Here is a 13,375-nt window from a genome sequence, read left to right as displayed (position 1 = left end):
TCCTTCGCGCCTTTGCGCCTTCGCGTGAACACATCTTCTTGCAGCATCAGGGGATGACCCGCCTTGCGGCCGCCGCTATGCCGCTGGCATGACCGAAGCTGCTATTGCCATCAAGAACCTCTGCAAGACCTACGCGCCCGTCGGCACCGCCCCGCCGAAGCGCGCGCTCGACGACGTGACGTTCGACGTGCCCCGCGGCCAGATCTTCGGCCTGCTCGGACCGAACGGTGCGGGCAAGTCCACGCTGATCAACATCCTCGCCGGGCTGGTCAACAAGACCGACGGCAGCGCCGCGATCTGGGGGTTCGACATCGACGAGCACCCGCGCAACGCCAAGGCGTCGATCGGGATCGTCAACCAGGAGATCCTGTTCGACCCGTTCTTCTCGCCGTTCGAGACGCTGGAGATCCAGGCCGGCCTCTACGGCGTCCCCAAGGCGAAGCGCCGCACGATGGAACTGCTCCGCGCCGTGCATCTGGAGGACAAAGCGCACGCCTATGCCCGCACGCTGTCCGGCGGGATGAAGCGTCGCCTGATGGTGGCGAAAGCGATGGTCCACTCGCCGCCCGTCCTCGTCCTCGACGAGCCGACCGCGGGCGTCGACATCGAACTGCGTCAGCAACTCTGGACCTATGTCCGCAGCCTCAACCAGGCCGGCGTGACGGTGGTCCTCACCACGCATTACCTCGAGGAAGCCGAAGAACTCTGCGACCGGATCGCGATCATCAACAACGGCCGCCTGATCGCCAACGAACCCACGCGCGAACTCGTCGGCAAGGCGCAGGAGAAGATCGTCGCCGTCACCGTCGATCGCGACGTGACCGACATCCCCGCCAACGCCTGCTTCCAGAAGATCACGCTCAAGGGCACGCGCACCCTCGAAATCACCTACAAGAAGGACCGCGTGAACGCCGGTGAAGTCCTCGCCGCGATCCAAGGCAGCGGCTTCGGCATCGTCGACGTCTCGACCAAGGAACCCGATCTCGAGGACGTCTTCCTCAGCCTGACTCGCGCCGCCAACGCATGACGAGCGACATCCTGATCGTCGGCTCGGGCGCCGCAGGTCTTACTGCGGCGCTCAACCTTGCCGACCGCTTCAAGGTCACGGTGCTAGCGAAGGGCGCGCTCAACGAAGGCTCGACCGCCTGGGCGCAGGGCGGGATCGCCGCGGTACTCGAACCCGGTGACACGTTCGAGAACCATGTCGAGGACACGATGGTCGCCGGCGCCGGCCTCAACGACCGCGCGATCGTCGAGATGGTCGTCGAGGGTGCCCCCGCCGCGATCGAGCGCCTGACGCATCTCGGCGTGCCGTTCGAGACCGAGGGCAACGCGCTGCACCTGACTCGCGAGGGCGGGCACTCGCACCGCCGCATCGTCCACGTCGCCGACGCGACCGGCTGGGCGGTGCAGGAGGCGTTGCAGAAGGCCGCCGAGGCACATCCGAACATCACGCTGGTGCCCGACCAGATCGCGATCGACCTCGCGACCGGCCGCCACGAGGAACGCTATTCGGGCTCCGGCAACGTCTGGGGCGTCTACGCAGTCGACCGCAAGACCGAGCGCGTCGCCCTCTACACCGCGCGCGCGACGATCCTCGCGACCGGCGGCGCAGGACGCACCTACCTGTTCTCGACCGCCCCCCGCGGCGCGACCGGCGACGGCATCGCGATGGCGTGGCGCGCGGGCGCGCGCGTCTCCAACATGGAGATGATGCAGTTCCACCCGACCTGCCTCTACAATCTGGAGGTCAAGAATTTCCTGATTACCGAGGCGGTCCGCGGCGAAGGCGGGCGGTTGATCAACCCGTCGACCGGCAAGCGTTTCATGACCTATTACGATCCTGCGCGGATGGAGCTCGCGCCGCGCGATATCGTCGCGCGGGCGATCGATGCCGAGATCAAGCGCTACGGGCTCGACTACGTCCATCTCGACATCAGCCACATGCCGCCCGAATTCATCCGGCACCACTTCCCAAATATCCACGAGAAGCTGCTCGGTCTCGGCATCGACATGACGACGCAGCCGATCCCGGTCGTCCCCGCGCAACATTACACGTGCGGCGGCATCGTAATCGATGAACACGGCAAGACCGATCTGCCCGGCCTGTACGCGGCAGGCGAGTGCACCGAGTCCGGCCTGCACGGTGCCAACCGTCTCGCCTCCAATTCGCTCCTCGAATGCTTCGTGTTCGGCGAGGCAGCGGCAGACAGCATCGCCGCTGCGTGGGACTCGCTCCCCCCGCCCCCCCCGATCCGCCCCTGGGACGAAAGCCGCGTCACCGATTCCGACGAAGAGGTCGTGATCAAGCAGACCTGGACCGAAATCCGCCGCTTCATGTGGAATTATGTCGGCATCGTCCGCACCACCAAGCGGCTCGAACGTGCCAAGCATCGCATCGAACTGCTCAACGACGAGGTCGCGGAATATTATCAGCATTTCCGCGTCACGCCCGACCTGATCGAGCTGCGCAACCTTCTCCAGACCGCCGAACTGATCGTGCGATCCGCGCTGCATCGGCACGAGAGCCGCGGACTGCATTTCACGCTCGACTACCCCGAGACGCTGCCCGAGGCGGTCGATACGGTTCTCGTTCCATAGCGTGACGGCGGCTCGGCGCATCGTCGGCGCGCTTCGTCGCAGCGACGTGCTGCCGCAGTTTCGCGTGGCCGATCAACGGATAAGGATCGATGCTTCAGTGCAGGGCGTTCAATCCATCATGACATCGGCGAGTGCGTTCAAGCGTCTTCTGGCAACCGCCCTGTTCGGCACGGCGCTCGCCGGATGCGGATCGGCGTCGCGACCGACCCCGCCCGCCGTCTCCCCGGTGCATCAGTCCGAGGGGTTCGTGTCGATCCCGGTGCCGCCGCCCCTGCCCCGTACGCCGCGCCCCGCGCCCGCCGGTCTCGTCAACGCGATCTCCGAACTGCAGAGCGGGTTCCAGGGCAAAGCTGGCATCGCGATACGCGCGGTCGACGATGGCTGGACGGTGGAGGCCGGCGGTCGCCAACTGCTGCCGCAGCAATCGGTCAGCAAGCTCTGGGTCGCGATGACCGTGATGGACCTGCGCGACCAAGGCAAGATCCGCCTTGACGAGCCGATCGTCGTGCGGCCGCAGGACCTGACGCTGTTCCACCAGCCGATCGCGATGCTGGTCAAGGGCGACGGCTACCGGACGACGGTCGGCGAGTTGCTGACGCGCGCGCTGACGCATAGCGACAATACCGCGAACGACCGGTTGCTCACGCGTGTCGGTGGGCCATCCGCGGTGCGGTCGATGATCGCGCGCAAACAACTCGGCGCGATCCGGTTCGGGCCGGGCGAGCGGCTGCTGCAAAGCGGCACGGCGGGGCTCGTCTGGCAGCCATCCTACGCGGTCAATGGTGGCTTCATGACGGCACGCAACCGGCTGTCGCCCGCGGTGCGCGAGGCTGCGCTGAACGCGTACGTGCGCAATCCGCCCGACGGTGCCGCGCCGATCGCGATCGCCGATGCGATTGCCCGGCTGGCGAAGGGCGACCTGTTGTCGGAGACCTCGACGAAGATCCTCCTGGACACGATGGGCCGCTCGGTAACCGGCCGCGCCCGCCTGCGCGCGGCACTCCCCGGCGGCTGGGAGATCGCGCACAAGACCGGCACCGGCCAAGATTTCGGCCGTCGCAACGCCGGCTTCAACGACGTCGGTCTGCTCACCGCCCCCGATGGACGTCGGTATGGGATTGCGGTCATGATCGGCGACACGGTTCGACCGATGCCCGAACGCCAGAAATTGATCCAGGCAGCCGCGGCGGCGGTGGCCAACTATGCGGGCACCACGCGCCCAAGAGGCTGAGCTTCTGCTCCCCTCCCTGAAAGGGAGGGGTTGGGGGTGGGTCGGCCGGTTCGAGCCACCAACGTCTGGAATGCGTGGAAGCCGACCCACCCCCTGCCCCTCCGTTCCAGGGAGGGGTAAGAAGATGCCCTCAGTCGAACCCGTTCGTCAGGAACCGCTCCGCCACCGCGCAGTGCATCGCGATCCCGTGCGCCATCACGCGCTCGTCGATCGTCATCTTCGTGTTGTGGAGCGGCGGGTTTGTACGCGGATCGCTACCCTCGGGCGCCGCGCCGATGAACGCCATCGCGCCGGGCAGCTTTTGGAGCACGTACGAGAAGTCCTCGGCACCCATCATCGGCGGCATCACCTGATACGCGCCCTCGCCACCGATCGCGGCCGCGCACGCCTTCATCAAATCGGTCGCGCGCTCGTCGTTGACGGTGACCGGATAGCCCTCCTCGATCGTCGGCGTACCGACCGCGCCATGCGCCGCGGCGATGCCCTCGACCATGCGGATGAACGCCGCGCGGACCTGCTCGCGCGTGCGCTCCGAAAGGGTGCGCATCGTGCCGAGCATTTCGACGGTCGACGGGATGACGTTGTGTGCGCTGCCGGCGTTGAGCTTGGTGATCGAAAGCACGGCGGGGTCAGTGACGGCGACCTGCCGCGCGACATAGGTCTGCAAGGCCGTGACGATCTCGCAGGCGATCGGCAGCGGATCGAGGCAGTCCTGTGGCATCGCGGCGTGGCCACCGCGACCGGTGATCGTCGCGCGCAGCGTATCGGTCGACGCCATCAGCGTGCCCGCGCGGCTGACGACATGCCCCATCGGCATGTTCGGCGAGATGTGCAGCGCGAAGCCCGCCTCGGGCAGCGGCGAGTCGAGCAGGCCGTCGGCGATCATATGCCGCGCGCCGTGATGCCCCTCCTCGCCGGGCTGGAACATGAACACGACCGTGCCGGGGAGCTCGTCACGCCGTGCGCACAACGCCTTCGCGGCACCAACCAGCATTGCGGTGTGCGAGTCATGGCCGCAGGCGTGCATCGCGCCGTCGATCTTCGATGCGAACGGCAGACCGGTTTCCTCCTGCATCGGGAGGGCGTCCATGTCGCCGCGGAGGAGGACAGTGCGCCCGTTGCCGCCGGCGTTGCCTGCGCGGCCACCGCGCAAGATCGCGACGAAGCCGGTGGTTGAAGTCCCCTCGCGGATCTCGAGCGGGAGGCCGGCGAGCGCAGCCTTCACCTTGTCCGAGGTGCGCGGGCAATGGAGGCCGACCTCGGGATCGGCGTGGATCGCACGACGGAGCGTGATGGCTTCGTCGAGGCTGTCCTCGCCGACAGCGGTCCAGTCGGTCGGCGTCCAGTCGGCCGTGGATTCGAAATCGAGGGACATGTCTGGCTCCTTGAAAACTGGCTTCCACCCCGGCAGAGGCCGGGGCCCAATTGAGAAGGTCGATATAACGGAGCGCCATCCGACGTTACCTCCGTTCCCCAATTGGGCCCCGGCATCCGCCGGGGTGGTGTGTTTGTTTGGGGGCGGCTCAACCCCTGGTCATGCGGGCAGTCTACCCCCGGAAGAGCCCGCCTAAAACCCCGCGCAGTACCGTGCCGACCAGACCACCGCTCGACGACGAGCGGCGGGACTTGGTGCCAAAGACCTGCTTGCCGATCTCGTTCGCCACCTGCCGCCCGATCGACGAACTCGCCGCGCGTGTCGCCGACGATGCCATCTTGGTCCAGGGCGAATTCGCCGCGTCGCGATCGGCTTCACGCTGCTGCCGATCAGCCTCGCGCTGGTCTGCAATCCGGGCCCGCTCCGCCTCTTTCGCCGCCTTCGCATCGAGCTTCGCCTGCGCCGCCGCGGCCTTCTCCGCCGCGGTCGTCGCCTTCGCCTCCGCCGCCGCGGCACTCGCCTCCTGCGTCTTAGCGGCCAGCAATTCCTCCGCAGACTCCCGATCGACCAGCGTGTCGTACTTCGCCCCGACCGCATCGGTCTCGATCATCACCTTCCGCTCGGCTGGCGTGATCGGCCCGACGCGCGACGCGGGTGGCTTGATCAGCGTCCGCTCGACCGGCGTCGGCGCGCCGTCCGGCTGGAGCAACGACACCAGCGCCTCACCCACCTTCAGCTCGGTGATGATCGTCGCGACATCGACACCCGGGTTCGCCCGGAACGTCTCCGCCGCCGACCGCACCGCCGCCTGGTCGCGCGGCGTAAACGCGCGCAACGCATGCTGGACGCGGTTGGCGAGCTGGCCCGCGACCGTGTCGGGAACGTCGATCGGGTTCTGCGTGATGAAGTACACGCCCACCCCCTTCGAGCGGATCAGACGGACGACCTGTTCGATCTTCTCCAGCAGCGCCTTCGGGGCCTCGTCGAACAGCAGATGCGCCTCGTCAAAGAAGAAGCACAGCACCGGCTTGTCGGGATCGCCGATCTCGGGAAGATGCTCGAACAGTTCGCTCATCAGCCACAGCAGGAACGTCGCATACAGCTTCGGCGAGGCCATCAGCTTGTCGGCGGCGAGGATGTTGACGATCCCCCTGCCCCGATCATCGACACCGATGAAGTCGTTCATCTCAAGCGCGGGTTCGCCGAAGAAATTCTCTGCACCTTGCGTACGCAACTGGAGCAACGAGCGCTGGATCGCACCGATCGACTGCTTCGAGACGTTGCCGTACGTCACCGTCAGCTCGTCCGCCCGCCCCGCGCATTCGGTTAGCATCGCCTGTAGATCGTCGAGGTCGATCAGCAGCAGCCCCTCCTTGTCGGCGACGTGGAAGGCGATCGTCAGCACGCCTTCCTGCACCTCGTTGAGGTCCATCAGCCGCGACAGCAGCAGCGGCCCCATCTCGCTGATCGTGGTGCGGATCGGATGGCCCTGCTCGCCGAACAGGTCCCAGAACTGGACGGGATTGTCGGCATAGGCCCAGCTATCGTCGCCGATCGCCCTGGCGCGCTCGGCAAAGCTCGCATGCGTTTTCGCGGTCGGCGAGCCGGCCATTGCGAGCCCCGACAGGTCTCCCTTCACGTCGGCGACGAAGCACGGCACGCCGTTCGCGGAGAAGCCCTCGATGATCCCCTGCAACGTCACTGTCTTGCCGGTGCCGGTCGCGCCCGCGATCAGGCCGTGGCGGTTGGCGCGTTTGAGTTCGAGCGTCTGCGGCTTGCCGTCCACGCTCGCGCCGATGAAGATGCCGTCGGTCATGGGTCTCGTCCTCGTTACTCGGCGTCGACCCTAACTCCGCGCGCCGCAAAGAAAAAGGACCGCCGCTCGGGGGAGCGACGGTCCTTCCAGGTCAGTCGTGGCGGTCGTGGGTTACTTGATCTTCACCGCAATGAAGGCCGCCGCACCGCGGCCGCGCTGGATCAGCAACAGCACCTGCGGCCGTCCCGCAGCCTTGGCTTGCGTCACCGCGGCCGACAGCTCGGCGGCAGTCCGCACCGGCGCGCCGTTGACCGCCGAAATCACGTCACCGCGCTTCAGCTTGCCGTAAGCGTCGCTCGACGCGTCGACCTGCGCGATCACGAGGCCCTGCACGGTCGCATCGACGCCGATCGAACGAGCAATCGCCGGCGTCAGCGGCTGCACGGTCATGCCGATGCCATTGCCTGCCGCCGGTGCCACCGTACCGGGCGTATCGTCGTCACCATCGGTGCTGAAGGCATCGTCACCACCGCCGGCGAGCGCCTGAAGCGCCTCGTTGGTCGGGCGTTCCGCGACCGTCACGTTGACGACCTGAGGGCGACCGCCACGCAGAACGTCGAGACGCGCGGTCTGGCCGGGCGTGACGCGCGAGACGAGATAGGACAGCGTCTGGTCGGGGCTGACCGGCTGGCCGTTGACCTTGGTCACGACGTCGCCGAGCTTCAGACCGCCCTTTGCCGCCGGGCCGTTGGGCTCGACCCGCGCGATCAGCTCGCCCTGATTCTTGGGAATGCCGAGCGCTGCTGCCGCGTCGTCGTCGACCGGACCACCAAGCCCGACGCCGAGATAGCCACGCTTGAGCGAGCCACCCTTCATGAAGGTCTCGATGATCGGCTTGGCCTGCTCCGCGGGGATCGCGAAGCCGATGCCGATATTGCCACCCGACTGGCTGAAGATCTGGCTGTTGATGCCGATCACGTTGCCGTTCAGGTCGAACATCGGCCCGCCCGAGTTACCCTGGTTGATCGAGGCGTCGGTCTGGATGAAGCGGTCATATGCGCCACCCTGGCCCGTAACGCGGTTGATCGCCGAAATGATGCCCGCCGTGACCGTGCCGCCGAGACCGAACGGCTCGCCGATCGCGAGCACCCAGTCGCCGACACGGGCGCGCGACGAGTCGCCGAAGCGAACGAACGGCAGGTTGGCGGCATCGATCTTCAGCAAGGCAAGATCGGAGTCCTGATCCTGACCGATGACGCGGGCGACATATTCCTTCTTGTTGGTGAGCGTAACGGTAATCGAATTGACCGTTGCGCCCTTCGCTCCAGGCCGGATCACGTGCGCGTTGGTGACGACATAGCCGTCCGGCGAGATCAGGAACCCCGAACCAAGCGACGCGCCTTCGCGCTTCACGGGCGCACCACCCTGGCCGCCGCCGCCCATCCCGCCGAACAGGTCGCCGAACGGCGTACCCGCGAACGGGTTGGCCTGCTGCGCCTGAACGATGGTCTGCTTGGTGGAGATGTTGACGACCGCGGGCTGGAGCTTGGCGACCATGTCGGCAAAGCTCATCGGGGCACCGGGGCGCGGGGCTGCGGCCTGGATCTGGCCAGGGTCGTTCTGCGCGACCTGCGCACCGCTCGGCTGGAGTGCAAGCGTCGCGGTAGCACCGCCGAGGAGAAGAGCACTGGTAATGGCGTAGGCGTAACGCACTAGATGTTGTCCTCTCGTTTCATCAATCGAAACAGGTTGCCGTTAGGCAAGCCGTCCTGAACGATGCTTGAATATGAACGGGACGTTCAAAGGTTCCGCAGGCTCAACGCCCGCGGCCCTCGAATTCCCGCAAATAACTGTTGTTCGGCGAAAGAATGATCGAGGTCGATCCTTCCGGCGCCGGGCCACCATCCGCACCGAACGTGTGCCGATACGACTGCATCGCGCGGTAGAAGTCGTAGAAGTCCGCATCCTTGCCGAAGCTTTCGGCGTAGATCTTCGCCGAATCCGCATCCGCCTGCGCACGGACGATCTGCGCCTGCTTCTGACCCTCTGCACGGATCGTGATCGCCTCCTGCTGGCGTGCGCTCGACATGCGTTTGAGCGCGCTTTCAAGCGGCAGGCCGACCGGCAGGTTCGCCTGCTTGATGCGGACGTCGACGATCTCGACACCGTATTGGCTGGCGACGCGCTGGAGACCCTTCTGGATGTTGTCCATCAGCTCGGACCGTTCGGGGCTCAGCAGTTCGACGAAACGCCGCTTGCCGAGTTCGTTGCGCAGCGCCGAGCCGAGGATCGGGCGAAGCTGATCGGGGATCCGGTCCTCGCTGCCGACCGCGTTGCGCATCTTGCGCGGGTCGACGATCCGGTAACGCGCATAGGCGTCGACTTCGAGCCGGAGCTGGTCGGTCGACAGCACCAGCGTGTTGTCGAGCTCGAGATCCTGCACGCGCTTGTCGATCCAGACAATCCGGTCGACGAATGGGATGCGCGCGATCAGGCCAGCGCCGGTCTGGCCGAACGGGGTGTTCGGCTGCCACGCGTTGACGGTGCGGATCGGCTGGCCGAAGCGCAGGATCACCGCCTGCTTGGTCTCGGGGACGATCGCGAAGGTCGATGCCACGAGGATCACCAGCAATAGCGCGATGATCCCGGCGACGATCGGGTTGCGGAAACTCACGGCGTTCACTGGGCAGCTCCAGACTGAGCTTGAGGCGCCGCAGCGGCAGCCGCAGGCGCTGGCGTGGTCGCCTCGGGGTTCGGGAGACGCTTGGCGTTCGACAGCGGCAGATACGGCACCACCCCGCCCGGCGTCTCGACGATCGTCTTGTCGCTCTTGGCGAGCACCGCTTCCATCGTCTCGTAATACATGCGGCGGCGCGTCACCTCGGGCGCGAGCTTGTACTGCTCGTACACCTTGTCGAACGACGCTGCCTCACCCTGCGCGCGCGCCACGACCTGCTGCGCATAGGATTTCGACTGGTTGAGGTTGGCGATCGCCTCCTGCTGTGCGGCAGTGACAGCGTTGAAGTCCTCGACGATCCGCGCGGGCGCAGCGGCCTGCTTGATCGCGACGCCCTGGATACGGACACCCGACTTGTAGTCGTTGAGGATTTGCTGCGTGAGTTCCGCGACACGCTGTTCGATCACGGTACGGCCGGTACCGATCGCCTGGTCAAGCGTGGTCGTCGCGACAACCGCGCGCATCGCGCTCTCGGCGGCGGCGCGGACGGTGTCGTTCGGCTCGGCGAGCTGGAACACGTAATCCCGTGGATCCGAAATGTCCCAACGGACCGAATAGGCCAGATCGATGATGTTCTGGTCGCCGGTCAGCGTCAAATTCTCACCGTCACCGACGGGGAAGTTATCGGTGCGGATCTTCTGCACGTCGACCACTGCCACGTCGGCGATCGGCGCGGGCATCGTCAGGCGAATGCCGGGATCGAGCGTGCCGGCGTATTTGCCGAAATAGGTGACGACGCCGCGTTGCTGCGGGCCGATCTGGTGGACCGAGGTGAACAGGATCCAGACGACCGCGATGATCGCGACGCCGATCGCCCAGAGTGCACGGGCGTTGGCGCCCGACGGCAAGCCGCCGAACCCACCAGTGCCGCCGCCACCGCCGCCCGAGCCCCGCGCCTTGCGCAGGAACTCGTCGAGCGCGGTTGGCTTGGCCGCAGGCTTGCGCCCGCCGGGCGGGAGTGCCCAGGGGTTGCGCGGGCCGGAGTTACCGTCGTCGCCCGAGCCGCCCCAGGGGCCTTTCGGTGTTTCGGTGGCGAGAATATCGGGGCGCCGGAACCAGCGCGAGAAGATCGTCATACCAACCTTTATAGGTGTGCGCTGGCGGAAAAACAGTGCCAAGCGCCCTTAGCGGTCCTATCTGGCGCGGATGATCGACATCGAAGGCGTAAAGGCGGCGGTTGCTGCAGTGGCGGGCAAGCGGGCGACCGTCCGGCTCGAAGGGACCCGAGCGGGCATCATCATCGACGCGACCGGGCTCGACCCGCAGGCGCGCGATGCGCTGGAGGCTACCGTGCGGATGGCCGCGACGCAGCCCGGCATTTCCGAAGTGCGGATCGCCGTGACCGCCGAACGCTCGACGCGGAGGCTCATTGCGGTCGCCAGCGGCAAGGGCGGCGTCGGCAAATCGACGCTCGCCGCCAACCTCGCCATCGCGATGTCGCGTGCAGGTCGCCGCGTCGGGCTGGTCGACGCCGATATCTACGGGCCGTCGCAGCCGCGGTTGATGAATGTCGAGGGCACCCGCCCGACCGCGAAGGACAAGGTGCTCGATCCGGTCCCGACCCCCTACGGCGTACCGCTGTTGTCGATGGGTCAGCTGGTCGAGCCCGGCAAGGCGATCGCGTGGCGCGGGCCGATGGCGGCAGGTGCGCTCGGCCAGTTGGTCGAGGCGGATTGGGGCGTGACCGATACGCTGGTGCTCGATCTCCCCCCCGGCACCGGCGACGTCCAGTTGACGATGGTCCAGAAGTACCGGCCCGCGGGCGCGGTGATCGTCTCGACCCCGCAGGATCTCGCGTTGATCGACGCCCGCCGCGCAATCGACCTGTTCGAGAAGGCGGGCATCCCGATCATCGGGTTGGTCGAGAACATGGCCGGCTATATCTGCCCGCATTGCGGCGAGGCGTCGGACCCGTTCGGCAATGGCGGCGCGGAGGCAGCGGCGCGCGAACTCGGCATCCCGTTCCTCGGCCGCGTGCCACTGACGATCTCGATCCGCACCGCATCCGATGCGGGCACGCCGCCCGCGTCAAATCCCGACGATACGGTATTCATGCCCATCGCGGCTCAGGTCGTCGCATGGCTCGAAAAACTGTGAAACCGGCGGGCTGCACCGACGTTGTCCTGCTACCGGTCGTACCTGGCGCGTAGAGCCACGGTACGAGCGGCCCAAGTTTCCCCATCGAGAGGCATCGATGCCATTAACCACCGATGCCGATATCAAGACCCTGCTCGAGAACGCGCGGACGATCGCGATGATCGGCGCCTCCGACCGTCCGGACCGGCCATCCTACGGCGTGATGGCCAAGCTTCAGGCGCATGGTTACCGCGTGATCCCGGTCAACCCGCAGATCACCGGCGAGCACGTCCATGGCGAGTTCGTCTTCCGCGACCTGTCGCAGCTCGGCGATCCGATCGACATCGTCGACATCTTCCGTAATTCCGCTGCCGCAGGCGAAGCGGTCGACCAGGCGATCGCGGCGGGTGCGAAGGCGGTCTGGATGCAGCTTGGCGTCGTCAACGCGGAGGCTGCGGCACGCGCGGAGGCCGCCGGGCTGCACGTCGTCATGGACCGCTGTCCGGCGATCGATATCCCCCGGCTCGGAGTCGCCCGGATCGAGCAATGACGCTTGCCCCGGCGGACGATCGCGGCCAGTCTGCGGTCCTGCCCGGGAGGCGCCGATGCTTGCGATGCTGTTGTCGATGATGATCGAAGACCCGTTGATGGCGACCGCAAGGGCCCGGATGGCCGCCGAGCAACCGTGTATCCAAAGCGCCGACGATACGGACATAACGGTGTGCGGAATGCGCACCGCCGACCGATTTCGCGTTCCGTTCGTGGTACATGACGCCGGCGATCCCAAGCATGAGAGCGTACGCAACGAGCGCACCCGCCTGCTGAACCGCACCTCCCCGCTTGGCGACCTCAGTCCGTTCCAGGTCGGCGGCGGCATGGCGGGCGTAACCATGACGGTCGGCGGCGAAGGTGGCACATCGTTCCGCAAGCCCGCGCCGTAAGGACCAGATCATGCTTGCAACAGTCCTCTCCGCGCTGCTCCAGGTGACCGCGCAGCTCCCTGCCCCACCGTCCCCTGCCGCACCGACCCCTTCCGTGCCGGATCGCTTCTCGATCCTGGTCGACCCGTGCGCGACGCAGACCAAGGACGGCAATGAGATCGTCGTCTGTGGCAAGTCCGCAACGACGACCCCGCGCCTGCCGATGCGCGACGATCGCGGGCCGCCCGACCACGCGGTCGCCTCCAATCCCAACCTCAGCGCGGTCCGCGCCCTGGATTTGTCGGATGCTCCGTGCGCCGCTCGACAGGGGGGATGCCAAGTCGGTTTCGGCCCACCGATCGCCCCGATCGCGAAAGCCGCGGTAGGGTTGATCAAGAGCGCTCTCGCGAAGAAACCCGACAAGCGGGGGCGCGTGCCGATCGATCTCGACGGCCCCGTCGGCACCGTGAACTAGGCGGAAGGAAGAAGCCAGACCAGTCAACCGCGTGTCGATCGTGCTGCGTGCGGCGATGAAGTCAGTTGGGATCAATCCACAACTTCGACGTCATCGCCCCGCCGCAAGTCAGGCGACGGTACCACCCCGGCGTAGACCGGGGCCCAATCGGGGGCTTTGGCAACAACGCCCGCGCCGTTACGGCGACCGTTCCAAATGGACCAC

At 66.7% G+C, this 13,375-nt stretch carries 11 protein-coding genes and 1 pseudogene; 7 read left to right on the top strand and 5 right to left on the bottom strand.

From position 1 onward, the window contains the following. Positions 1-88: 88 nt before the first annotated feature. From BM244_RS10530 to BM244_RS10520, 3 genes are all read left to right on the top strand, one after another. A complete protein-coding gene (locus BM244_RS10530; protein WP_093398824.1) occupies positions 89-1,027 on the top strand; it encodes an ABC transporter ATP-binding protein in 939 nt (312 codons plus the stop codon). After that, positions 1,024-2,601: an L-aspartate oxidase gene (nadB, locus tag BM244_RS10525; RefSeq protein WP_093398823.1), complete on the top strand. Its 1,578-nt coding sequence runs from the start codon at positions 1,024-1,026 to the stop codon at positions 2,599-2,601. The genes BM244_RS10530 and nadB overlap by 4 nt, the downstream gene beginning before the upstream one ends. A gap of 118 nt (positions 2,602-2,719) precedes the next feature. After that, positions 2,720-3,832, top strand: coding sequence for a serine hydrolase (locus BM244_RS10520; RefSeq protein WP_093399102.1), 1,113 nt, complete (start codon positions 2,720-2,722; stop codon positions 3,830-3,832). A 130-nt stretch (positions 3,833-3,962) separates the two neighbouring features. Here BM244_RS10520 and BM244_RS10515 read toward each other — a convergent pair whose 3' ends face one another. From BM244_RS10515 to hflK, 5 genes and pseudogenes are all read right to left on the bottom strand, one after another. Next, positions 3,963-5,207: a M20 metallopeptidase family protein gene (locus tag BM244_RS10515; RefSeq protein WP_093398822.1), complete on the bottom strand. Its 1,245-nt coding sequence runs from the start codon at positions 5,205-5,207 to the stop codon at positions 3,963-3,965. Between the two features lie 172 nt (positions 5,208-5,379). Beyond that, positions 5,380-7,026 (bottom strand): annotated as a pseudogene (locus BM244_RS10510) (helicase HerA-like domain-containing protein); the annotation flags it as partial. Positions 7,027-7,134: 108 nt separating this feature from the next. Further along, on the bottom strand, positions 7,135-8,676 hold the full coding sequence (locus BM244_RS10505; protein ID WP_093398820.1) for a Do family serine endopeptidase: 1,542 nt from the start codon (positions 8,674-8,676) through the stop codon (positions 7,135-7,137). A gap of 103 nt (positions 8,677-8,779) precedes the next feature. Then, entirely contained in the window at positions 8,780-9,637 is an 858-nt protein-coding gene (hflC, locus tag BM244_RS10500) for a protease modulator HflC (protein ID WP_093399101.1), read from the bottom strand. Positions 9,638-9,642: 5 nt separating this feature from the next. Continuing rightward, positions 9,643-10,776 carry a protease modulator HflK gene (hflK, locus tag BM244_RS10495; RefSeq protein ID WP_093398819.1) on the bottom strand — a complete coding sequence of 378 codons (1,134 nt, stop codon included), beginning with the start codon at positions 10,774-10,776 and terminating at the stop codon, positions 9,643-9,645. A gap of 70 nt (positions 10,777-10,846) precedes the next feature. Here hflK and BM244_RS10490 point away from each other — a divergent pair, with 70 nt between their 5' ends. The 4 genes from BM244_RS10490 to BM244_RS10475 all read left to right on the top strand — a co-directional run bounded on the left by BM244_RS10490 (position 10,847) and on the right by BM244_RS10475 (position 13,171). Next, the gene (locus tag BM244_RS10490; RefSeq protein WP_093398818.1) at positions 10,847-11,797 is read left to right on the top strand and encodes an Mrp/NBP35 family ATP-binding protein; all 951 of its coding nucleotides are present in this window, start codon (positions 10,847-10,849) and stop codon (positions 11,795-11,797) included. A 97-nt stretch (positions 11,798-11,894) separates the two neighbouring features. Next, positions 11,895-12,326: a CoA-binding protein gene (locus BM244_RS10485; protein WP_093398817.1), complete on the top strand. Its 432-nt coding sequence runs from the start codon at positions 11,895-11,897 to the stop codon at positions 12,324-12,326. A gap of 55 nt (positions 12,327-12,381) precedes the next feature. After that, complete coding sequence (locus BM244_RS10480) at positions 12,382-12,717, top strand: hypothetical protein (protein ID WP_093398816.1); 336 nt, start codon at positions 12,382-12,384, stop codon at positions 12,715-12,717. Between the two features lie 10 nt (positions 12,718-12,727). Then, positions 12,728-13,171: a hypothetical protein gene (locus BM244_RS10475; protein ID WP_093398815.1), complete on the top strand. Its 444-nt coding sequence runs from the start codon at positions 12,728-12,730 to the stop codon at positions 13,169-13,171. Positions 13,172-13,375 lie beyond the last annotated feature (204 nt).

It is taken from the genome of Sphingomonas sp. OK281, assembly GCF_900115295.1.
Lineage (GTDB): Bacteria > Pseudomonadota > Alphaproteobacteria > Sphingomonadales > Sphingomonadaceae > Sphingomonas.
The sequence above is the reverse complement of the archived record's forward strand: the minus strand, read 5'-3'. Positions and strand labels throughout refer to the sequence as shown.

What these genes read in the sequence shown, in the direction of transcription:
- BM244_RS10530 (WP_093398824.1), top strand. Translation starts at nt 89, where the DNA reads ATGACCGAAGCTGCTATTGCCATCAAGAACCTCTGCAAGACCTACGCG.
- nadB (WP_093398823.1), top strand. Translation starts at nt 1,024, where the DNA reads ATGACGAGCGACATCCTGATCGTCGGCTCGGGCGCCGCAGGTCTTACT.
- BM244_RS10520 (WP_093399102.1), top strand. Translation starts at nt 2,720, where the DNA reads ATGACATCGGCGAGTGCGTTCAAGCGTCTTCTGGCAACCGCCCTGTTC.
- BM244_RS10515 (WP_093398822.1), bottom strand. Translation starts at nt 5,207, where the DNA reads ATGTCCCTCGATTTCGAATCCACGGCCGACTGGACGCCGACCGACTGG.
- hflK (WP_093398819.1), bottom strand. Translation starts at nt 10,776, where the DNA reads ATGACGATCTTCTCGCGCTGGTTCCGGCGCCCCGATATTCTCGCCACC.
- BM244_RS10490 (WP_093398818.1), top strand. Translation starts at nt 10,847, where the DNA reads ATGATCGACATCGAAGGCGTAAAGGCGGCGGTTGCTGCAGTGGCGGGC.
- BM244_RS10485 (WP_093398817.1), top strand. Translation starts at nt 11,895, where the DNA reads ATGCCATTAACCACCGATGCCGATATCAAGACCCTGCTCGAGAACGCG.
- BM244_RS10480 (WP_093398816.1), top strand. Translation starts at nt 12,382, where the DNA reads ATGCTTGCGATGCTGTTGTCGATGATGATCGAAGACCCGTTGATGGCG.
- BM244_RS10475 (WP_093398815.1), top strand. Translation starts at nt 12,728, where the DNA reads ATGCTTGCAACAGTCCTCTCCGCGCTGCTCCAGGTGACCGCGCAGCTC.